This window comes from Mesorhizobium sp. M1169, assembly GCF_040318345.1.
Classification (GTDB): domain Bacteria; phylum Pseudomonadota; class Alphaproteobacteria; order Rhizobiales; family Rhizobiaceae; genus Mesorhizobium.
The window spans coordinates 230,136-252,278 of the sequence record NZ_JAMYME010000003.1; the positions used below are offsets into that span (position 1 = coordinate 230,136).

At 63.7% G+C, this 22,143-nt stretch carries 17 protein-coding genes; 4 read left to right on the forward strand and 13 right to left on the reverse strand.

Going from position 1 to position 22,143, the window contains the following annotated elements:
* Positions 1-21: 21 nt before the first annotated feature.
* Positions 22-624 (reverse strand): cupin, encoded by a 603-nt coding sequence (locus NKH41_RS04745; RefSeq protein WP_352768189.1) that lies wholly within the window; start codon positions 622-624, stop codon positions 22-24.
* A 417-nt stretch (positions 625-1,041) separates the two neighbouring features.
* Here NKH41_RS04745 and NKH41_RS04750 point away from each other — a divergent pair, with 417 nt between their 5' ends.
* The gene (locus tag NKH41_RS04750) at positions 1,042-1,683 is read left to right on the forward strand and encodes a peroxiredoxin-like family protein (RefSeq protein ID WP_352473491.1); all 642 of its coding nucleotides are present in this window, start codon (positions 1,042-1,044) and stop codon (positions 1,681-1,683) included.
* Between the two features lie 258 nt (positions 1,684-1,941).
* Here NKH41_RS04750 and NKH41_RS04755 read toward each other — a convergent pair whose 3' ends face one another.
* The 7 genes from NKH41_RS04755 to hisS all read right to left on the reverse strand — a co-directional run bounded on the left by NKH41_RS04755 (position 1,942) and on the right by hisS (position 14,637).
* Positions 1,942-6,492: an nSTAND1 domain-containing NTPase gene (locus tag NKH41_RS04755; protein ID WP_352768186.1), complete on the reverse strand. Its 4,551-nt coding sequence runs from the start codon at positions 6,490-6,492 to the stop codon at positions 1,942-1,944.
* A gap of 402 nt (positions 6,493-6,894) precedes the next feature.
* The gene (locus NKH41_RS04760; RefSeq protein ID WP_352768183.1) at positions 6,895-7,998 is read right to left on the reverse strand and encodes a calcium:cation antiporter; all 1,104 of its coding nucleotides are present in this window, start codon (positions 7,996-7,998) and stop codon (positions 6,895-6,897) included.
* A gap of 411 nt (positions 7,999-8,409) precedes the next feature.
* Positions 8,410-8,631: a cysteine rich repeat-containing protein gene (locus NKH41_RS04765; RefSeq protein ID WP_352450969.1), complete on the reverse strand. Its 222-nt coding sequence runs from the start codon at positions 8,629-8,631 to the stop codon at positions 8,410-8,412.
* A gap of 66 nt (positions 8,632-8,697) precedes the next feature.
* Complete coding sequence (locus tag NKH41_RS04770; RefSeq protein ID WP_352768180.1) at positions 8,698-10,464, reverse strand: AMP-binding protein; 1,767 nt, start codon at positions 10,462-10,464, stop codon at positions 8,698-8,700.
* Positions 10,465-11,089: 625 nt separating this feature from the next.
* Positions 11,090-11,791, reverse strand: a complete 702-nt coding sequence (gene hisG / locus NKH41_RS04775; protein WP_352768177.1) for an ATP phosphoribosyltransferase — start codon at positions 11,789-11,791, stop codon at positions 11,090-11,092.
* Positions 11,788-12,906, reverse strand: coding sequence for an ATP phosphoribosyltransferase regulatory subunit (locus tag NKH41_RS04780; protein ID WP_352768174.1), 1,119 nt, complete (start codon positions 12,904-12,906; stop codon positions 11,788-11,790). The genes hisG and NKH41_RS04780 overlap by 4 nt, the downstream gene beginning before the upstream one ends.
* Positions 12,907-13,077: 171 nt before the next feature.
* Positions 13,078-14,637, reverse strand: a complete 1,560-nt coding sequence (gene hisS, locus NKH41_RS04785; RefSeq protein WP_352768171.1) for a histidine--tRNA ligase — start codon at positions 14,635-14,637, stop codon at positions 13,078-13,080.
* A 336-nt stretch (positions 14,638-14,973) separates the two neighbouring features.
* Between hisS and NKH41_RS04790 the strand changes: the two genes are divergently transcribed.
* Entirely contained in the window at positions 14,974-15,225 is a 252-nt protein-coding gene (locus NKH41_RS04790) for a hypothetical protein (protein ID WP_352502096.1), read from the forward strand.
* A 4-nt stretch (positions 15,226-15,229) separates the two neighbouring features.
* Here NKH41_RS04790 and NKH41_RS04795 read toward each other — a convergent pair whose 3' ends face one another.
* Positions 15,230-15,865, reverse strand: a complete 636-nt coding sequence (locus NKH41_RS04795; RefSeq protein WP_352472682.1) for a DNA-3-methyladenine glycosylase I — start codon at positions 15,863-15,865, stop codon at positions 15,230-15,232.
* Between the two features lie 222 nt (positions 15,866-16,087).
* Between NKH41_RS04795 and NKH41_RS04800 the strand changes: the two genes are divergently transcribed.
* Together NKH41_RS04800 and NKH41_RS04805 are read left to right on the forward strand one after the other, a co-directional pair.
* Complete coding sequence (locus tag NKH41_RS04800; RefSeq protein WP_352768166.1) at positions 16,088-16,822, forward strand: L,D-transpeptidase; 735 nt, start codon at positions 16,088-16,090, stop codon at positions 16,820-16,822.
* 261 nt (positions 16,823-17,083) lie between these two features.
* On the forward strand, positions 17,084-18,004 hold the full coding sequence (locus NKH41_RS04805) for a bifunctional 5,10-methylenetetrahydrofolate dehydrogenase/5,10-methenyltetrahydrofolate cyclohydrolase (RefSeq protein WP_352768163.1): 921 nt from the start codon (positions 17,084-17,086) through the stop codon (positions 18,002-18,004).
* Positions 18,005-18,013: 9 nt separating this feature from the next.
* Here NKH41_RS04805 and NKH41_RS04810 read toward each other — a convergent pair whose 3' ends face one another.
* The 4 genes from NKH41_RS04810 to NKH41_RS04825 form a co-directional block, all read right to left on the reverse strand.
* Complete coding sequence (locus NKH41_RS04810; RefSeq protein ID WP_352780998.1) at positions 18,014-19,081, reverse strand: hypothetical protein; 1,068 nt, start codon at positions 19,079-19,081, stop codon at positions 18,014-18,016.
* Complete coding sequence (gene glcF / locus NKH41_RS04815) at positions 19,053-20,354, reverse strand: glycolate oxidase subunit GlcF (RefSeq protein WP_352768159.1); 1,302 nt, start codon at positions 20,352-20,354, stop codon at positions 19,053-19,055. The genes NKH41_RS04810 and glcF overlap by 29 nt, the downstream gene beginning before the upstream one ends.
* A 68-nt stretch (positions 20,355-20,422) precedes the next feature.
* Complete coding sequence (locus tag NKH41_RS04820; protein ID WP_352614815.1) at positions 20,423-20,806, reverse strand: DUF4870 family protein; 384 nt, start codon at positions 20,804-20,806, stop codon at positions 20,423-20,425.
* Complete coding sequence (locus NKH41_RS04825; protein WP_352768158.1) at positions 20,803-22,059, reverse strand: FAD-binding protein; 1,257 nt, start codon at positions 22,057-22,059, stop codon at positions 20,803-20,805. The genes NKH41_RS04820 and NKH41_RS04825 overlap by 4 nt, the downstream gene beginning before the upstream one ends.
* Between the last annotated feature and the right edge of the window lie 84 nt (positions 22,060-22,143).

Here is a 22,143-nt window from a genome sequence, read left to right on the forward strand (position 1 = left end):
CCAACCTGCAAGAAAACGGCTTCAATCCCTTTTCCAGGCTGCGAGCAACGGGCCGTTGCTTCCATAGACAGGGTCCTTGCGCGGACGGCCGACCCTGGGGATCGTGACGACTGCCTTGGCATGGTCGGCGGCGGTCGTACACAGGTCATAGGTGCCGGATGGAGGATAGGCGCCGACAACCAGAAAATCGTCGGATGCGGAAAGACGCTGGTGCCCGGTGCCGGCCGGAAGCACCGCGACATCGCCGGCCTTCAGCGGCAGCGTTCGTCCCTTGCTGCCGCCAAAGCGGACCTTGGCCGTGCCGCGCGCAACGCCCAGCACCTCGTGTATCCGCGAATGGTAGTGGACGTAGTCGTAGATGCCATTGCGCCAGCTATCGCCCCAGCCGTTTGCCTCGAAAAGCGCCTCCATGACGGCCGCCGGATCGAATTCCTCGGGCAGCTTCACGGCGCCGCGATAGACGACAAGCGGCCAGGACGGATGGTTGGGCACCAGGCCATCATCGCTGAACCGAAACGCATTCGGTTTGCGCGGCCTCAGGAGGTCGGCGACCTCTCGCCGGCCCGGCCTGGCGATACCGGTGACCTGCTCGACGGCTTTCTTCGTGGTTTGCAGAATGCTCATGATGCGGCCTTGGATTGGTGGTGGCTTCATGCCGATTAACCGGCTGCATGGCGGGTCGGTTCCGCTGAGGGCAGAGATCTGCGATCTGTGCGGTCGGCATTTGACGTCCGGGCACATCGAAGCCGCCCAAGTTTCAAGACTTGAACACCGCAAGCATGTGAAGATCCAATCGGTCCCGCCGCTGTGTCGTCCCATTGCACGGATGAGACGATTACATTGTTTTGCCACAGCGCTCGCGACAGCTCGCGAAACGGGCGACCCGCAGAGGCTTTTTTCGTGTTATGATGCACTTGCAACGCGCGTAATCTCGACCTCGGCAATATGGCAAAGGTCGAACGCATTTTTGCCCTGGCGTCGCCCAGCATGGACTCAACTCCGGATGGCTGGGTGTGCTTATCCGGGGCGAGGAGGTTGTCCATGTCCACGAGTAATGTCGAACGCCCGCTGCAGCCGGGCGACCGGGCGCCGAATATTATTCTCGATGCGATCTCCCGCGAAGGCAAGATCGCGCTCGATGATTTTCGAGGCCGTAGCCCGTTGTTGATCGGTTTGTTCCGAGGCCTGCACTGTCCGTTCTGCCGGCGCCATGTCGCGGCGATGGCGCAACTCAAGCCGGCCCTGCGTGAGAAAGGCGTCGAATGCCTGGCGGTGGTCAATACGCCAGTCGAGCGGGCGCGGCTCTATTTCCGTTACCACCCGGCACCCGATCTTCTCGCCGCGTCCGACCCGGAGCGGGCCTCGCACCGTGCTTTCGGCTTGCGCGAGGTCGGGATGGACACGGTCATGGCGATCCGTATCGATCTCCCGGGCGAGTTGCCCGAGCCTATGGACGTCATGGCAATGTACGAGTTTCTTAACAAGAAGGAAGGATATGAGATTACGGGAGCCGACCAGCAGGCGATGGCTTCCGGCCAGGGGCAGCTTGTCGGTCAGTTCCTAATCGACCGGGCGGGCATCGTACGCTGGAACTTCACTGAAGTTCTGGAGGATGGCCTCAATACCTTCAAGGCGCCGAATCCGGAGGAATTGATGTCAGCGGCTTCCCAAGTTGCACATTGATGGGCTGCGGAAATAGGCGGCTGACAACTCGCTCGACGACCGCGCCCTTCCCGCTCACTACCGGGGAACGGCCGTCCTGGGTCAGAACCTGAGGATCGTGGATGACCGCTTCGCGCCCAATGTCGGTCATTCAGCCGGCCCCTGCCTTCCTTCAGAAGCGGACTTCCCTGGTGTCAACACGACGGGCGAGGTTGCGCCAGCTTCGGACCCTCTGGATTCGTTTCATCTCGCTGCTGACACGACTGCTGCAACGCCAGCTTAGCTAGGGCAGTCCTCGGCATCATCTGCCACGGGCAGGAAGAAGCGCCTACGCTCGCAAGAAGTGAGTTTTCGGTGCACGACGTCTTGAGCATAGGCGATGAGGTCCTCTGGCGACGTGAAGACGCGGATCAACTGCACGCTATCTCCGCCTGAGACAGCTGCGACCTGTGTGCCATCCGAATTGAATGCGGCCCGCGTGACCGCCGGGACGATCGTGCTGGTGTCATGCTGGCCAACAAGGAGCGCGAGTTGCTGACCCGTGTCGGCAGACCACAGCCTGACAGACCGCTCACGGTAGGACGACGTCACCGCATATTGTCCGTTGGGACTCAATGCGACGTTGTCGATGCTGGCACTGCCCCCCGTGAGGACAGACCTTTCCTTCCCGTCCTTGACGCTCCAGATGCGAACGGTTCCATCTCGTGAGGCAGTTGCCAGCGACCTGCCATCGTTGCTGAAGGCAACATTTGTCACCGGCCCGCCGTGTCCCTTCAACGTGGCGGCAGCTTCCCCTTCCGCGACTGACCAGATTTGCGTCGTTCCGTCAGAAGAACCAATGGCGACCAATCGGCTGTCGGGACTGAAAGCCGCTGCGCTGATGCGGTTCTCGTGTCCTGGAACACCTGTGAGCTCAGTGCCGTCCATCTTCCAAAGCCGCGCTGTATTGTCGTTCAACGTCGCAAGGACCAGCTTGCCATCCGGGCTGAACAAGGCATCCTGCAAATCCGCTGTGGTTTGAAATACTGTCTTGGCAGCGCCGGTCGAGGCGTCCCAGAGCCGCACAGTTCCATCGACCGAAGCGGATGCCAGGAACGAGCCATCGGAACTGAATTGGACCTGGACGACCTTGGGATCATGACCTTCCAGCGCTGCCGCTTCGCGACCGCCTTTGGCCTCCCACAGCCGAACCACGCCGTCGTTGGACGTCGTGGCAAGACGATGCCCATCAGGGCTGAATACCGCAAGCTTAAGCAAGCCTTCCGTGCCGGGCGCGAGCGTCGCAACCAAATTGCCACTTGCAACATCCCAGACATGCCCCACGACACCGCTTCCCGTCACGACGCGCGCCCCGTCAGCACTGAATACTGCGAACCTGCGCGCGGTTTCGTGACGCAACGTGGTCGTTAGCACACCGTCGACGTCCCAGATGCGCGCGGTTCCGTCGTGCGACACCGTGAGAAGGCGACGGCCATCGGGGCTGAAGGCGACCTCCTCGATCAGCGCACTATGCCCGTGGAGGATCGAGACCTGCGAGCCGCTCTTGACGTCCCAGATACGGGAAACGCCGTTCACCGACGCGGTGGCGAAAAGTTCGCCGTCAGGGCTGAACGCGCCGTTGACGTCGAGATATTGATAGGAGATTCCGGCATTGAGCGCGCTTGCCCTGGTTTCTTGGCCGAATATGCGGATCAACTCACCTGTCCTTGTATTCCAAAGACGGGCGGATCCGTCGATGGCAACGACTGCCACAAGGCGGCCATCGTGACTGAAGGTCCCTTGATGGCCAGCACTCGGTGATCCGGGGAGAGCGGCAAGTCCCGACAGATCCGCCAGACTCCAAAGACGAGACGTGCCAGTCCAGGCGACGGTCAGGAGTTGGGTCCCGTTCGGACTAAACTCGATGCCAGTAACATTGTCTCCGCGAACCGGAATCGTGCCGATCGGAGTGCCGTCGTTCGCATTCCAAATTTGAACGTCTCCGTGGAACTGGACGGAAGCAAGCATTTGACCGTCGGGACTCACCGCAAGAACGGTAGATTGCCAACTGGCTCCCGGCAATCTGGCAATCTCGGTGCCGTCCCGAGCGTTCCAGATCGTCGGCGCGGCAAACTCCGAAGCAGTAAAGATCCGCGTTCCGTCGCGGCTGAAAATCGCGGCGTGGACGTCACCGGTCTGATTGAGGACGTAGAGCTGCTTGCCGGTCGCCGCATCCCAGACCCTTGCAGTGCCGTCGACCGAGCCAGTGAGGACTTGTCTTCCGTCCGGGCTGAACACTGCCAACTTTAGCACGCCTTTATGGCCCTTGAGGATGGCAAGCGCCTTTCCGTCGGCGGTGTTCCAAACTCGCGCGGTCTGATCGAAGGAAGATGTAACGACGCGGTCTCCTTCCGGACTGAAAGCGCCGTGGGTGACGGCATCTTCATGGCGAAGGACGGCGAGTTCCTGATACCCGGACAGAGCTCTGAACAGGGCGGCTTCGGCCTCGGTCACATAGGGCCGTTCGGTCGTTTCTCCCTTCTTGGGAAGGGCCTCCAGCGCCAGAAGGATGGCAAGCTCGCTGTCCCCGGCGGACGACAGTTGCAGCGAGATCGACGAGAGCGACCGTGACTGGTTGCGCAGCGCGAGGTCTCTCGCCGCTATTGCCTCCTGGGCATTCTCGTCGGCGCGCTCTGCCTGAAGGCTGGCCTCGTGTTGTCCCCAGAATCCGGCGATCGCGCCGGCGCCTGCCACGACCGCCAATGCAAAGGCGACAATAGCGGCGTAACGCGTGCGGCGCGCAAGCCGTGTCGCCGCTTCCGCCACCAGGCTGCGGCGTTCCGCTTCGCGCTCAAGGCGCTCCCGTTTGGTCGCCTCTTCGGCCTCTATGCGCGCACGATCGGCCTGTCGCTCCCTTTCCGCGACCGCCATCTGAGCCAACAATGATGCTTCTACATACTGAGCTACTTGATCGTCGACGTCCTCTCGCCGCGACACTAGCAATTCCTCGCCCTCGGCAAGTCGTATGCCGGCGGGCAGAAGCAGGTCGGGATTCCTGTTGTCGGCATGCCAGCGGCCGGCATCGGTTCGCAGCCGGGCACGCGTCTCCAGAAAACTTCGATCAGCGTTGACGATGTCGCGCGCGCGGGGCCAACGGCTCAAAAGCGCCTCGTGGGCGACGCGGACGACTGCCTGCCCTTCAAGGTTCTCGTCGGAAACGAGAAGCCGAGCCGCGATCAACGCGTCGAGAAGTGCAGCTTGTGCGGGCGTTCGCGCCATGTTGTCGCGGACCGCCGGGGCCGCGGCGACTGAATTGTCGCCGAGACGAACCGTCGTCAGCGCGCGAAGGACGGTTGGCAGCGCATCCTGAACCGTGGGCGACAACGCCTCGACCACTTCGTCGGCCCGGCGCGCGATCGCGCCCTCGAGGCCTCCAAGCGCACGATAGGCTGCGAAGGTAAGCAGGCGTTCTGCTCGGCCGGCTTGGTAAAGTGCTTCGAGCACGAACTCGAGCAGTGGTAGGGAACCGGGGTCGGCCGCTGTCGCCTCCTGAAGCACGTCCTCCAGTCGGCCGCGGTCTTTCGTTTCCTCAAAGCGCAGGCCCGCCGCGCTTGCGGGTTCACGGATGATCTTCGAAATCTCGGCCCCGGTCGGAGGCAAGAGTTCGTAGCTGCTCAGGCCATCCTTCAATGCCGAGAAACCCGGGACCTCGCCGCACCGATGGAAGAAGTCGCCGCGAATCGTCGCGATCACCCATACAAGTCCGCTAGTGGCGAACGCTGAAAGCAATCGCACGAACAAAGCGCGCGAGGCTGGTTCCGTTTCGGTTGTGAAGAGTTCCTCCATCTGATCGACGGCTAGGACCAGACGCGCCTTACCCGGGCCGCCACTGGAGGGGGTCGAGGCGAGCGCCGAGCGGACAAAAGCCAGCGCCCGATCGGGATTGTTCCGAAACGTCGCCGCCAACTCGGTCGCCGTCCCGTTTTCGGCAAGTTCGGGCAAGGCTTCGGCGCGGAGCAACGCCGCTGACAGAGACGTGATCGCGTCAGGTCCCTCGGACGGACGCATGACGCAACGCCGCCAGAGCAAGATGCCCGGCACCGCGCCACGTTGCGTGACGGCCGGAATCAGCCCGGCGCGCACGAGCGAGGACTTGCCGGAGCCGCTCATCCCGTAGATGAGCAGGAAGCACTTGCCCGCGACCGCGAGCTGCTCCAGTCGCTCAGTGCAGATAGCGATCGCACGGCTCCGCCCGAAGAAGAGATCGGCGTGCTCGAAATCGAAACTGTCGAGGCCGCGAAACGGCGAGCTAGTTGGTTCCTCAGACGTGACGGGCACGCGAAAAGCCCGAACCGGCCGCGCAATGTTCTTTAGGCGCTGCTCACCCAGGTCAACGAAATCTGCTGCAAGACGGTCGCGAACTTGCATCTGGATAGCGTCAGAGACGCAGATGCCGCCCGGAAGCGCCAGCCCCTCAAGGCGGGCGGCGACATTCACACCGTCACCCATGAGATTGTCGCCATCAACCACCACGTCGCCGAGGTTGACTCCAATCCGGAATCGCATGCGCCCTGGCCCAGGCAAGTCGGCGTTGAGCCGATCGATCGCCAACTGGATGTCGATAGCGCACCGAACCGCACCTATCGCGCTGGCGAATTCTGCGATGACGCTGTCGCCTGCGCTTCCGAAGATGCGTCCATCGTAGCCGGCAATTAGCTTGTCGATCGCTTGTCGATGGACCTTCAGGGTAGCAAGGGTCGTCTCTTCATCTTTGCCGACAAGTCGGCTGAACCCCACCACGTCGGCAGCGAGGATGGCAGCTACTTTCCGCTGAACGCGATCGACGGGCATCCCCGCTCCTGCGGCACATCGTTTATCATCCTACCCTAACAGCTTTCGAACCCGAAAGGCGCTTGATCGGCCGCATCGCCCCGCTTCGGTGGAAACGGACAGTCTGAGGAATGTCGCCTTGGGTCAGTTCACGACCTCCATCCAGCGGGTTGAATGTCTGCAATCTTCGTTGCGAAGCCAGAAGCTGCCAATCCGCTCGCGGCCCCTATCGAGACGTTCAAGGCCTTGGTGCTAAGCGTCCGCCCATGGCGCAAAGGAGAAAAATTGGCGCCCACCCCTCACGCCGTCTTTGCCGAACTTGTGCGGCTTGCCTACTTCGGAACTCGGTGCGGAAAACGTGTGGCTGCTCGGCCGAGAAACAGTCGTCAGAATCTGCCTGCCCCCTTGCTCGCCCCCCAACCCTCACGGCACAAATATCAAAAACACCCAGGTAAAAAATACCACGAGGTGCACCAAGCCGGTCAGGAACGTCGTCCTCTCCGTGCCGAAGCTCACATTGCAGATGAAAAGCGCCAGGACCAAAAGCACCGTGTCGGTCGCCGGCAGGCCCAGGGTCAGTCCTCTTCCGGTCAGCAGGCTGGCGGCGGCTATGCCGGGTATTGTCAGGCCGATCGTCGCGCAGGCCGAGCCCATGGCGACGTTCAGGCCGCGCTGCAGTTCGTTATTGAGCGCGGCGCGAACCGCCGAGATCGCCTCCGGCATCAGAACCAACCCGGCGATCATTGCGCCGACAATGGCGTCGGCCTGCGGCACCTGGTAGGCGACGAGCGCATCCTCGACGCTGGCTGCGACCTGTTCGGCCAGCATGACGATGCCGATCAGCCCGATCAGCAGGAGCACAGCGCCGGCGGCGACGCTTTCGTGAGCGTCGGCTCGCGCTGCGGCGCCATGTGCTTGCCCGTCGATGAAATCGTCGCGGTGGCGGACAGTCTGCGCGAACAGAAAACCGGCATAAAGCAGCACCGACAGCACGCTGACGAAGCCGAGTTGCGCCGCCGAAAACGTGCCGGGATCGGTAGTTCGCGTGTAGGTCGGCAGAATGAGCGTCATGACGCTCAGCGCGACCAGCACCGCCAGATAGGCGCTGGTCCCTTGGCGGACGATTGCCTGCTTGCGATGGCGCCAGCCGCCAAACGTCAGGCACATGCCGACCACGCCGGTGGAGGTGATCATCACCGTCGAGAACACGGATTCGCGCGCAAGCGTCGGGTTGTTGGCGCCGTGCAGCATGATGGAAACGATGATCGACACTTCGATTGCCGTCACGGCGATGGTCAGCACCAACGTGCCGTACGGCTCGCCTACCCGCCTGGCCACCGCCTCGGCGTGGTCGAGCACCACGAAAATGGTGGTGAACATGATCGCGCTCGACAGCGCGCCGATAAACATCCTGGTGCCCAGCGACCCTTCGTCCACCGACAGGCCGCTACCCCTGACCGCGACAGCCATCACCAGAGCGGCCAACGGCATGCCGTAGGAAATCGCCGATCTTGCGAAACCACTCATTGTCACCTTCTTGCCTTCCCGCAAATCCCGTGGAAGGGCGATTTGCAATCACTGTTGCGCACCGCGACCATCCAGAGAAATCGCATATGACAGGTCATGACGCCATCGCGGCGTACCCCAGCCCTAGCCCCTCCCCACAAGGGCAGCGCAATCGCGTACGCATTCTTGCGAAGAGGACCCCCACCCTAACCCTCCCCACAAGGGGGAGGGAACGCTGCCGCGCGCCCTTGCTTTCCCTTTGGCGCCGAAAGGCAGGCAATTTGCCGAGGTCGGCGCCACCGAAAGTCCCCCTCCCCCTTGTGGGGAGGGGTTAGGGGTGGGGGGTCCTCTTCGCAAGAATCCGCCGCGATTGCGCTGCCTCCTGCCCCCGCACACCTCAAAACATCATGTCACCCGCAGGAAGCTCGCGCGCTAGCCGGGCGTGTTGGCCTTGACGACCTTCTTGCATTCGGGCGTCAGCTCGCTCATGTGACCGGCCAGGCATTTTACGACGCGGCCACCGCCCGGCAACACGCCCTTGCACAACCTCTGGTAATCTGCTTGGCAGGCCTCACGCTCGGCCGCCGTCTGCGCCAGCACCGCGGTGGCTGCCAGCTGAGTTGCCAGGAAAAGCACGCCTAACCCAATCCGCATGGAACACCCCTCAAATATGTTGCCCAAACAACGCCTCCGTCACGCGTAGCACAAACGGAAGCCTTTTCACGCCGTCTTCTGCGTCACCAATCCCAGCTCGTCGACCATCGCCTGGCGCATCAGGAATTTCTGCGGCTTGCCGGTCACCGTCATCGGCAATTCGGTGCGGAAGCGGATGTAGCGCGGGATCTTGAAATGGGCGATCTGGCCGGCGCAGAAGGCCTTGATCTCCTGCTCCGTGGTGATCTGGCCGGGCTTCAGCACGATCCAGGCGCACAGCTCCTCGCCATATTTCGGGTCGGGAATGCCGAACACCTGCACCTCCTTGACCTTGGGGTGGCGATAGAGGAACTCCTCGACCTCGCGTGGATAGACGTTCTCGCCGCCGCGGATGACCATGTCCTTGACCCGGCCGACGATGTTGCAATAGCCCTCGGCATCGATGGTGGCGAGGTCGCCGGTGTGCATCCAGCCGTCGGCGTCGATGGCCTCGCGGGTCTTCTGCTCGTCGTCCCAATAGCCCTTCATGACGGAATAACCGCGCGTGCAGAGCTCGCCCGGCGCGCCGACAGCGACGGTGGCACCTTCGGCGTCGATGGCCTTGACCTCGACATGCGGATGGACGCGGCCGACGGTCGAGACGCGCTTTTCCAAGGGGTCGTCGACGCTGCTCTGGAACGAGACCGGGCTGGTCTCGGTCATGCCGTAGGCGATGGTCACCTCAGCCATATGCATCAGCGACACCACCTTCTTCATCACCTCGATCGGGCATGGCGAGCCGGCCATGATGCCGGTGCGCAGGCTGGTGAGATCGAAGGAGGCGAACTCCGGATGGTCGAGCAGGCCGACGAACATGGTCGGCACGCCGTAGAGCGCGGTGCAGCGTTCCGTTGCCACCGCCTTCAGCGTGGCGCCGGCATCGAAACCCTCGCTGGGGAAAACCATGGTCGCGCCCTTGGTGACGCAGCCCATCGTGCCCATCGACATGCCGAAGCAATGGTAGAGCGGCACCGGGATGCACAGCAGGTCGTCGACGGTGAGCCGGATTGCCGCAGTGACGAAATTGCCGTTGTTGACGATGTTGTTGTGGGTCAGCGTCGCGCCCTTGGGCGCGCCGGTCGTGCCGCTGGTGAACTGGATGTTGATGGCGTCGTCCGGTTTCAGCCCCGCTGAAATCCGGTCGAGCCGGTCATGCTCGTCGCGGCCGGCCATCGCCAGCACGTCGGCGAAATTGAAGATGCCCGGCGAATTCTCCTCGTCCATGCGGATGACGGTCTTCAGCGCCGGCAGTCTGTTGGCGTCGAGCTTGCCGGGGGTGGCCTTGGCGATCTCCGGCGCCAGCGTTTCGATCATGCCGAGATAGTCGGAACTCTTGAATGTGGCGGCGGTGACGAGCGCTCGGCAAGCGACCTTGTTCAAGGCATATTCCAGCTCGACCAGCCGGTAGGCCGGGTTGATGTTGACCAGGACCAGGCCGATGCGGGCGGTGGCGAATTGCGTCACCAGCCATTCCCAGCGGTTCGGCGACCAGATGCCGACGCGATCGCCTTTCTCGAGGCCGAGCGCCAGGAAACCGGCGGCCAGTGCATCGACGGTCTCGGACAGTTCGTCCCAGGTAAAGCGCTTGTCCTGCTCGACGAAGACGGCGGCATCGAGCGTGCCGTATTTGCCGACCGTATCGGCAAACAGCGCCGGGATCGTCAGGTTGAGCAGCGGCACGCTGCGCTCGCCCGAGACATGCGCCGTGCCGTCGACCGGCGCAATGAACGAGCCGCCATCGCGCTTGGAGCGCAGGCTGGTGGCATTCTTCAACTCGTCGAGATTGATCGGCATCGCCGTGTCCTCCGCAGACAGGCCGAGCCTATCAGCCCGGCGGGGTGGTGGAAATCCCGTCGATGGCGGGGCTGGGTGGGAACTCGCCTGTAAGGGCCGAAAATAAAAAACCCGCCTCGGCGGGCGGGTCTTCGGGGCCAATTGGCACCATAGCGAGATTAGTAGCATAGCTGCCGGCACAAAGCAAGAACAAAATTGCTGTACGCCAGGAAATTGCTTCGGGTCGGCGCAGCTGCTTATCTCCCCCCTCGAGGCTGAGCAATCGCATTTGGATTCTTACGAAGATGGACCCCCACCCTAACCCTCCCCACAAGGGGGAGGGAACGCTGCCGCGCGCCCTCACTTCGCCTTTTGGCGCCGAAAGGCAGGCAATTTGCCGAGGTCAGCGCCAACGGAAGTCTCCCTCCCCCTTGTGGGGAGGGGTTAGGGGTGGGGGTACGTCGTAGAGCGAAAGCCTCGGCTTGCTATCTGCGATGGCCCCCTCGTGGGGGAGATGGCCGGCAGGCCAGAGGGGGTCGTCTCGCGTGGAGCTCCAGCCTGCCGTTAGGAGAGTCGCGTCAAGACGTACCGACCCCCTCTGTCGCCTTCGGCGACATCTCCCCCTCAAGGGGGGAGATTGGCGACGTCAGCCTGCGTTCACCGATGCCATCCTGGCCGCAATATCGCGCAACACGGCCTCGTCCGTCGCCGAACGCATCTTCCTCGACGCCACGAGACAGGCCTGCGAGCGCAAGATGAGGCCGTCGGCCAGCACCTTGAGATGGTTGGCGCGCAGCGTCGCGCCTGACGTGGTGATGTCGACGACGATATCGGCCAATCCGGCCGCCGGCGCGCCTTCGGTGGCGCCAAGGCTTTCGACGATGCGGTAGACCTGGATGCCGTGCTTTTGCGAAAAGAACTGCTGGGTCAGGCGCCAGTATTTGGTGGCGATCCTGAGCCGGCGGCCGTGGCGCTGGCGGAAGTCGGCGGCGACGTCGTCGAGGTCGGCCATGGTGTCGACATCGAGCCAGACGTCGGGCACGGCGACGACGACATCGGCATTGCCGAAACCGAGGCGGGCGATGATTTCGGCGCGCATCTCGCAATCGGCGAGGTTTTCGCGCAAAAGGTCCTCGCCGGTGATGCCGAGATCGACCGACCCCTGGCCGATTTCGCCTGATATCTCCGAGGCAGACAGGAACGCTATCTCGACGCCGTCAAGGCCGTCGATGCGGGCGCGATATTTGCGCTCGTCGCCGGGCAGGCTGACGGCAAGCCCGGCCTTGGCCAGCACCTCCAGCGCCTGCTCCTTGAGCCGGCCTTTCGACGGGATCGCCAGCGTGATCATGGCGCCGTCTCCCGCAGCGCCTCGATGCGGTCGAGCCAGACGGAAAAACCGACGCCGGGGATCGGCGTTTTGGCGCCGAGCAGCGTCAGCAGCCGGTCGTAGCGGCCACCACCGGCGAGCGGCCGGTCGCCATCCTGCGCCGCGATCTCGAAGACCAGGCCGGTGTAGTAATCGAGCGGCCGGCCGAAGGCGGCGTCGTAGCTGATTTCAGACATCGGCAGGCCGAGGCTTTCTATGGCCGCGGCGCGGGCTGCGAAATTCTCCAGCGCAGCCCCCAGTGAAAGCCCGGCATCGGCTGCAAAACGTTCGAGCGCTCCGGCGGCGCTGTCGAGCGGCACGTCGATGGCCAAAAAGCTCTTCAGCGCCGCAAACGCCTCGTTCGACAGCCGTACGCTGCGCAGTTCGGCTTTCTCGATCAGGCGCCGCGCAATCTCGGACGGCGAACGCCCGGCCGTTGCCGACAGGCCAGCCTCTTCCATGCCGCCGGCGATATGCGCCGAAAGGCTGTCCAGATCGCCGTCGAGGACAAGGGCGGCGACCGCGCCGGCAAGCTGGCTGTTGCGCGGTGGATTGGCCAGGTCGGCAAGGGCTGCCTCAAGCATCGGCGCCGAGCCGAAGGCGCGGGCCAGCCGCATGCGCCAGCCGCGCGGCAGGCCAAGCGCGGCCAGCACCGCCTCGAAGATGGTCTGGTCGCCGAGCGTCACCGCCAGCTCCCGGCCGGGCAGCACCAGCGACAGCAGCGCATGCGCATCGGCCAGCGAACGCGCGTCGGCGGCGGCCGTGTCGCGGTCGCCGAGATCCTCGATGCCGGCCTGGAAGAACTCGTTGCCGCCCTCGCGGCGCTGGCGAAACACCTCGCCGAGATAGGAATAGCGGCGCGGCGTGCCGGCCTGGCTGGCGATGTGGTCGAGGCAGACCGGAATGGTGAATTCCGGCCGCAGGCAAAGCGTCTGCCCGGTCTCGCTCTCGGTGAGAAAGATGCGGCGCCGCAAATCCTCGCCGGCCATGTCGAGGAACGGATCGGCCGGCTGCAGCACCGCGACTTCGACCGCATGGGTGTTGCGCGCGGCGAAGAGGCTGGTGATGTCGGATGCGATGGCGGGGCGCGAGGTCATGGCAGGCGCCCTTCCCTTCTCCCCCTGTGGGAGAAGGTGGATTGGCGCGAAGCGCCAAGACGGATGAGGGGTGCCGGAAGAAATGAGGCGTCGGCGTTCCCTGGAACACCCCTCATCCGACCGAGCTTCGCTCGGCCACCTTCTCCCACAAGGGGAGAAGGAAGCGGCGCCCTACTTGCCACGCGCCCGCTCCTCGGCCTGCGCCGCCAGTATCTTCTTCACCTCGGCGACCAGATCGCCTTCCGCCACGGTCACCTGCGCCGGTCGCGCGGCGCGCCATTCGGCGTTGTCGGCGATCTCGGCCGACATCTTCGCGCCTTCGATCAGGTCCTTGATCTGCACCTCGCCCTTGGCGCGCTCGTCGCCGCCCTGGATGACGGCGACCGGGCTGCCGCGACGGTCGGCATATTTCAGCTGCGCCTTCATGCCGGCGCCGCCGAGATACATTTCCGAGCGGATGCCGGCGGCGCGCAGCTCGGCCACCATCTTCTGGTAGCGGCCGAGGCTTTCCGTATCCTTGTCCATGGTCAGCACGACGACCGGCGCGATGACATCGGAAGTATCGAGCTTGCCGAGGTTCTTCAGCGCCGTCATCAGCCGCGAGACGCCGATCGAAAAACCGGTCGCCGGCACCGGCTCGCCACGAAAGCGCGAGACGAGGCCGTCATAACGTCCGCCGCCGCCAACCGAGCCGAAGCGCACGATCTGGCCGTCCTCGTTGGGGATTTCGGCCAGCAGCTCGGCCTCGTAGACCGGGCCGGTGTAATATTCGAGGCCACGCACGACGGAGGGGTCGATGCGAATGCGATCCTCACCGTAGCCGCTTTGTGCGACCATGGTTCTTATCTGCTCCAACTCTGCAAGACCCTCGACAAACGAGGCGTTCGTGATGCCGAGATGTTCGAGTTTCCTTTCCTCGACAAGATTGCTGAGCCCTGGGGTGATAGATCCCAGTGTCTGGACAATTTGTTCGGGATCATGCTGCGCCATGACCGTGAAATAGCTGATCACAACATCGATTTGCGCGTTACCCAGCCCGGCGCCCTTGGTAAAATCACCGCTCTCGTCCTTGCGCCCGGCGCCCAAAAGCAGGCGCACGCCCTCGACGCCCAGCTTGTCCAGCTTGTCGATCGCCCGCAACACCTGCAGCCGGCGGCCAGCATTCTCGTCGCCGCCGAGGCCGATCGCCTCGAGCACGCCGTCGAGCACCTTGCGATTGTTGACCCGGACGACGTAGTCGCCGCGTTTGATGCCGAGCGCCTCCATCACGTCGGCCATCATCATCGCCATCTCGGCATCGGCCGCGACACCCGGCGTGCCGACCGTGTCGGCGTCGAACTGCATGAACTGGCGGAAGCGGCCGGGACCCGGCTTCTCGTTGCGGAACACCCAGCCGGAGCGATAGCTGCGATAGGGTTTCGGCAGGCGCTCGAAATTCTCGGCGACAAAGCGCGCCATCGGCGCGGTCAGGTCGTAGCGCAGCGACAGCCACTGGTCGTCATCGTCCTGGAACGAGAACACGCCCTCGTTCGGCCGGTCCTGGTCGGGCAAGAATTTGCCGAGCGCATCGGTGTATTCGATCAGCGGCTGGTCGACCGGCTCGAAACCGTAGAGTTCAAAGACCGAGCGGATCGTCGCCATCATCTTCTCGACGGTGCGCAGATCGTCGGCGCCGCGGTCGACAAAGCCGCGCGGAAGCCGCGCTTTCATCTTTTCGGATTTGTCGGCCATGGGATGGGTACTTTGCTAAGTAATCGGTGACTTATTTCGGGTCGGCGTGTCCTACCGATGCAGCCCGGAGAAGGCAAGGGTTTGCGGCTCTCCTTCTCCCCTTGTGGGAGAAGGTGGCCGAGCGAAGCTCGGTCGGATGAGGGGTGTTCCAGGGAACGCCGACGCCTCATTTCTTCCAACACCCCTCAACCGGCTCGGCGCTGCGCGCCGATCCACCTTCTCCCACAAGGGGAGAAGGAAAGGCGAAAAAGAAGCTGAAACAATTGCGCCATGCGCGCGGCATCGTGCCGACACAATCCGGGCCGATAAGCGCGCCGAAACAAGGGGTTCGGGGCCATGGCCACGCTACAGAAGTTCGACATCATCGATAGCGGCGCACGCGACGCCTCGGTCCGGCTGCGGCCGGCCGATGGTTATGCGCCGAATACCAAGCAAATCGCCGGACCGTTCGAGATCGCGGCGCAACAGCGCAGCGGACCGACCATGCGCGACGTGCTGATGACCGGACTGCTGGTGATCTATCCGGTGTTCGCCGCGCTGGCGGCCATCCTTGCCGGGTTTTTCCTCGCCGGCGCCGGCGGCGCCTGAGCCGCTATTTCGGCCGCTTGAACGCTTTCCGTTCCGCCTCGACCGGTTCGCGGCAGACGCAGCCCTCGAGATGGTCGTTGACCAGCCCCATCGCCTGCATGAAGGCGTAGACGGTGGTCGGGCCGACAAAGCTCCAGCCGCGCTTCTTCAGCTCTTTCGAAATGCGGACCGAGACGGCCGTCGTCGGATTGGCGCGCAAATGCGCGAGGTCGACGATCTCGGGCCGCTCGTGCGGGCCGGGCTCGAACTTCCAGAACCAGGCGGCCAGCGAGCCGGCCTCGTCGATGAGTTCGCGGGCGCGCTTGGCGTTGTTGATGGTCGAGACGATCTTGCCGCGATGGCGGATGATGCCGGCATTGCCGAGCAGGCGATCGACATCGGCGTCGGTGAAGGCGGCGATCTTGTCGACATCGAAGCCGGCAAACGCCTCGCGGAAATTGTCGCGCTTGCGCAATATGGTCAGCCAGGACAGGCCCGACTGAAAACCTTCGAGGCAGATCTTCTCAAACAGGCGGCGGTCGTCGGCGACCGGCCGGCCCCATTCGTGGTCGTGGTAGTGCAGATAATCCGGCAGGTTGCCGTGCCAGAAGCAGCGGGCGATGCCGTCGGGACCGGCAAGCAGACCTGTCTTTTCATCCATGGCGGAATTCCGTTCGTGTCTTGGCGTTAACGCGTTTTGACGCGGCCTTTACCGCGGCTTTACCAGATTCCTGAACCGGGCGGTAACCACACCAAAAGCTTTACTGACAGATCGGCATTTTACACATTCCGATTCATGTTTCGGTTGCCGCTTCGCGCCCAATGTCGGCGAAATCGGGGAGGCTTTGCACCCCGGCATGTTCGACGATCAAGGTGCGTTGCGATGAAGACATTCTTGTTCCCACTGTTCGGCGCCGCGGCCGTACTTGCTGCCGGCGCCGCCAATGCCAACGACCGCTATGCGGAGAGGCCGCCGGTGGTGGTCAGCCCGGATCTTTCGGCACCCTGGGTGCTGCAGCTCGGCCATGCCCCGGGCATCGTGCGGCAGAGCCGGCAAGAGGCGCAGCCGCAACGGCGCTACCGGCGGCTGGCCGAACCCGATCAGCTGCGCACCGCAGCGGTGCAGGCGCCGGCCAAGCGCATGGTGATGCGGCCGCATATCGACCCGATCTATCTGCCGCAGGAAGTCGCCTATGACGGCCCGCAGAAGCCGGGCACGATCGTCATCGATACGCGAGAGAATTTCCTCTATCTGGTCGGGAAGAACGGTAAGGCGCGGCGTTATGGCGTCGGCACCGGCAAGCCGGGCTTCGAATGGTCCGGCACCCACAAGATCACCAACAAGCGCGTCTGGCCGGATTGGCGGCCGCCGGCGGTGATGATCGCCCGCGAAGCCGCCAAGGGCCGTTATCTGCCGACCTATCTTGCTGGCGGCATGGAAAACCCGCTCGGCGCACGCGCGCTCTATCTCGGCTCGACCGAGTACCGCATCCACGGCACCAATCAGCCCTGGACGATCGGCGGCGCGGTGTCATCGGGCTGCATCCGCATGCGCAACGAGGACGTGGTCGACCTTTACGAGCGGGTCAATGTTGGCACGACGGTTGTAGTGATGTAATCTGCGGTTGACCTCATCGATGATTCTGCTCAGAAGCCTCGGGAGCATTGAATAACGGGGGACGGGCCGTGTGGGGATGCGGCCAGTCACGAAAGGGCAGCGCGGCAAGCCGTGCTGCCCTTTTTGTTTCCGCCAGCAGGAATTGACGGGAAGATTTTGCCGGCACGTCGCGCGACCGGCGTGACGGTTCGCTTTTCGCGCTGCCTTTTCGCGGTTGCTTTGCTATGTGGCGGCTAAAATCCAGATAAAGGCCCCATCCCGATGTCCCTTTCCGATGACAGCCGCTATCTCAGAGGCGGCCCGGTTGCCCAACGCATCATCGCCGGCGTGCGCGAGGAGGCGGCGATCGCCACCGCCGAAGGCTTTCCGCCCAAGCTGGTGTCGGTCACCGTCGGCGATACCGCCGCGGTCGACATCTATGTCCGCAACCAGCGCGCCAAGGCCGGGTTGGCCGGCATCGGCTTCGAGGAAAGGCGCTTTCGCGCCGACATCACCGCCGGCGAGCTGGAAGCGGCAATCCACGGGCTTAACGCCGACCCGCGCGTCACCGGCATCATCATCCAGCGGCCGGTGCCGGTGCACATTCCGATCAAGACGCTGCAGGCGGCGGTGCATCCGCTCAAGGATGTCGAGGGCATGCATCCGGCCTCGATCGGCAACATCGTCTACAACCAGCTCGACCTGGCGCCCTGCACCGCCGCCGCTTCGGTCGAACTGCTCAGGGAAACCGGCCTCGACCTCAAGGGGCTCGAGGTGGTGGTCGTCGGCCATTCCGAGATCGTTGGCAAGCCGATCGCGTTCCTCTTGATGAGCGAAGGCGCGACGGTGACCGTCTGTCACCACATGACGCGTTCGGTGGCGGCACACGCACGCCGCGCCGACGCGCTGTTCGTCGCGGTGGGCAAACCGCGGCTGATCAAGGCCGACATGGTCAAGCCGGGCGCCGCCGTCATCGATATCGGCATCAATTCGGAAATCGGGCCGGACGGCGAGAGCCGCATCGTCGGCGACGTCGATGCCGAGAGCGTCAGGCATGTCGCGTCGTGGATCACGCCGGTGCCGGGCGGCGTCGGCCCGATCACGGTGGCGATCCTGCTGCGCAACACGATGGTGGCGCTTAGCCGCCAGCGCGCCCGCTACCAGGCCACCTACGGCACGGCAGACCGGCTGGCGGCGGAGTAGGCGCCTTCGTCACGTGTATTGCGGCACATGGCAGGTGATCCGGGACTCGTCATCCCAGAAGACGTAGAGCACGCCGCCGCTGCCCCAGAAGAAACCGGCGAGTGAATCGAACTGAAGAAGAAATTTCATTTCCCGGTCCGTTCCGGGAATGACTGGAAACTGCGGTCCCTGAATCCATGACGGCAGCCCACCAAGCCGAAACAGGTTTTGCCTTGAATTGCTTATCCCGTACGACTGCCTGAGCCACCGTTCAGGGGTCGGTGCCAACCGAACAGTTCTTTTCTCGGCGGCTTTTGCAGGCCTCTCAATGTAGGGCGAATGCAGAGGCGCGATCGGCGTCGGCACACCGGCAGCGTCATGGGAATAATAGGTCGGTTCGAGAGAATTCGCACAGGTCTCGATACGGAGTCTGGGAAGAGGCATCGTCAGCTCACTCCCGAGATCGTCCAGCGTAATCAGATGTATCAGTCGCTCTCGACAGGTCGGGCACACTGCCGATCCTTCGCCGCCGACCGTAAGTGGCCGGCCAGTCGCCGGCAGATGCCAGGTAGGATGATTGCGATGCGTCGGAAAAGACATGTCGCTCGGAGCGCCTTCCTCAAAGCTGAAATGATGACATGCCGGCGGCGAACGAGGATCATCATGCGTCAGCCAGTCTGCGAAATCGGGAATGTCGCCCAAGGTACCGTCTGGAAACAATTCCGGCGCCTGCAAGGCGACGTGAGCCAGCAGATCCTCCACGTCTATTCCGCGTTTCACTTCCTCTTGCAGGAAAAATGCCAGACGAGCCAAATACGCGTCGTCGAGAAACGAAACGGCGTCGATAATCAGATTGTCTTGCTGGACGTCGGCTTCTATCGCTGCCTTTATGAGCGCAAACAGGAATTCGGACCCATCCTTGAGATGACGAGCGATGATTGTCTGGCATTCGCCATAGCTGGCCTGGAACGTCGCCGGCGATCTGTCCGACAGCAGCCGAACGACGGTTCCAATCTCTTCGGACTTTGGGTTGGGCATCTCGGCAGTCTCATCGGCGGGTGCGCAGCAATCAAACCAATTTTGGCGGCTCGCCGCCATAGGCCCAGTCGAGCAGCTTTATCGTATGCACCACCGGCAGCTTGGCGGCGGAAGCGATCTGGGTGATGCAGCCGATATTGCCGGTGGCGACGATTTCAGCACCGGTCGCCTCGATATTCCTGACCTTGCGGTCGCGCAACGTCGCCGAAATCCCGGGCTGCAGGATGTTGTAGGTGCCGGCCGAACCGCAGCACAAATGCCCTTCGCGCGGCTCGCGCACGACGAAGCCGGCTCTGGCCAGAAGCTCCTTCGGCTGGCGGGTGATCTTCTGGCCGTGCTGCATCGAGCAGGCTGAGTGATAGGCGACGATGGTGCCCGGCTTGCGGACCGGCTCGGGCAGGTCGAGGCTTGCCAGATATTCGGTGATGTCCATGGCCAGCGCCGAGACCCGCGCAGCCTTGTCGGCATAGGCCGGATCGAGGCGCAGCATGAAGCCGTAATCCTTGATGGTGGTGCCGCACCCGGATGCGGTGATGACGATGGCGTCGAGTCCACCCTGCTCGATGGCGCGCGTCCAGGCGTCGACGTTCCGTCGGGCCGACGCCAAGGCAGCGTCCTCGCGCCCCATATGATGCACCAGCGCGCCGCAGCAGCCCTCGCCCTCGGGCACCACGACCTCGACGCCAAGCCGGGTCAGCAGCGAAATCGTCGTGTCGTTGATGCCGGGATCGAGCACGGATTGCGCGCAGCCGGTGAGGATGGCGACGCGGCCATTTTTCTTCGCGCCCTGCCCGGCATGGACGCCCGGCGAGGCCATCGGCGAGACTGCCGGGACCGACGCCGGGGCCAGCTTCAACATCGCGCCCAAAGGCTTCAATGCCTGGATTTTCTCAAACAGGCCGGCGAATGGCTGGCCGAGCTTCGCCAGCTTGAGCGCCGCGCGGAAACGCGAGGGGTAGGGCAGCACGAAGGCCAGCATGGCGCGTGTCAGGCGATCGGCCAGCGGACGCTTGTAGGTCTCCTCGATATGGACGCGGGCGTGGTCGACCAGATGCATGTAGTTGACGCCCGACGGGCAGGTAGTCATGCAGGCGAGGCAGGACAGGCAGCGGTCGATATGAGTGACGATCTGCTTGTCGGCGGGGCGACCGTTCTCCAGCATGTCCTTGATCAGGTAGATCCGGCCGCGTGGCGAATCCAGTTCGTTGCCGAGCGTCACATAGGTCGGGCAGGTGGCGGTGCAGAAGCCGCAATGCACACATTTGCGCAGGATCTTTTCCGATTCCGCGACATGCGGATCGGCAAGCTGGGCAGCTGAGAAATTGGTCTGCACGTAAACGAATCCCTACCGTTTGAGCATGATCTTTTCCCAAAACCGGTACCCAGTTTTGGGGATCATGCTCATAATCCCAGAAACCAGCTTTCCGGGTTCTTGACCGCCTCGCCGCGCTGCAGCGCCTGCAGGCCGAGAATGCAGCGGGCGATGAACCAGACGGCAACGGCAACCATCAGCACGACACCGATGACCACGATCATCAGCAGCGCCGAGATCAGTGCATAGAGCAGGCCGATCCAGAAGGTGCGGATCAAGAATGTGTAGTGGCTCTCGACGAAGCCGCCGGCCTTGCCGCGATTGATATAGGCCAGGACGATGCCGACAATGCCGCTGACGCCGATGGCCAGGCCGGCGAGATAGAGGATGTAGATGACCAGCGCGTTGGTCGGGCCGGGCTCCAGCCAGCGGTCGGTCTGGCGTGACGTACCGTTTTGGCCTGGATCGCTCATTGTGCTCCTCCCTCGGTTGCCGGCGCGAGAGTAGCAGAGCTTGCGCCCGGCGCCATACGGCCGGGATTGAGGATATTCTTCGGGTCGAATTCGGCCTTCAGCCGCGCCGACAGTGCTGCCAGTTGCGGCGCTTGCGGTTCGAACACCGGTACGGCGGCGCGGTGCGAAGGGGTTGCGCGCACCAGCGTCGCATGGCCGCCGCCGTGTTTTCTGATCAGGCTGCGCAACAGGCCTGCCTCGGGATCGTCCTGCTGCATGCGCAGCCAGATCAGCCCGCCCTGCCAATCATAGAAGGCATCGACCGGGGCCTGCATGCGCAGCGCCAGCACCATCTGGTGGCCCCGCGACGGCGCCATCGAGACGCGCCACACCGGCCTTTCGCTGCCATCGGCGAACGGCGCGCAGTCGCGGACACCGCGCCAGACCGAGTACGAGACCGAACCGGAAATCTCCTGCAGCGGCCCAGCGTTTTTCAGCAGGTCTTTCAGCGCGGCAATGCGGTAAGCGACCGACGGGCCGAAGCCCTCGATGCGCAGCAGCGTCGCGGCATCGCTGCCGAGACTGCCGCCGGCGACCCTAGCTGCGACCCGTTCGGGAAGATGGGCAGCGCTCGACACTTCGGCGCTGGAACCCAGCGCCAGCGCCATGGCGGCGGCGGCGTGATCGTCGAGCAGGCCGCGGATGGCAAGCGTGACTTCGGTCTCGGCAGCAGGCAGCACCTTGAAGGTGACGTCGGTGAGCACCGCCAGCGTGCCCCAGCTGTTGGCCATCAGCTTGGACAGATCATAGCCGGTGACGTTCTTGACGACGCGGCCGCCGGACTTGAAGGCCTCGCCGCGCCCGGAAACGGCCGCTATGCCAAGGATATGGTCGCGCGCAGCACCCACCTTCAGCCGGCGCGGGCCGGAAAGGTTCGCGGCGAGTGCGCCGCCGATCGTGCCTCGCGCTGGCTCACCGCCGAGCAGCGGGCCGTAATCCATCGGTTCGAAGGCAAGTTGCTGGCCGTTTTCGGCAAGCAGGCTTTCGATTTCGGCCAGCGGCGTGCCGGCTTTTGCCGACAGCACCAGTTCGGCCGGCTCGTAAAGCATGACGCCGGAGAGTTTGGAAAGGTCGAGCGTATGCTCGCTCTGCTGCGGCCGGCCGATACCGCGCTTGGAACCATGGCCGAGGATTTCGAGCGGGGATTCCTCTGCGGCTGCCCAGGCGACGGTGGAGAGAGTTTCCGCGGCGGTTGATGGGGTGAAGGTGGTCATGCGGCAGAGCCCTGGTTCCTCGCCCTCGCGAAGCGGGGGAAAGGTGGCTCGGGCGAAGCCCGAGACGGAGAGGGGGCACTCATA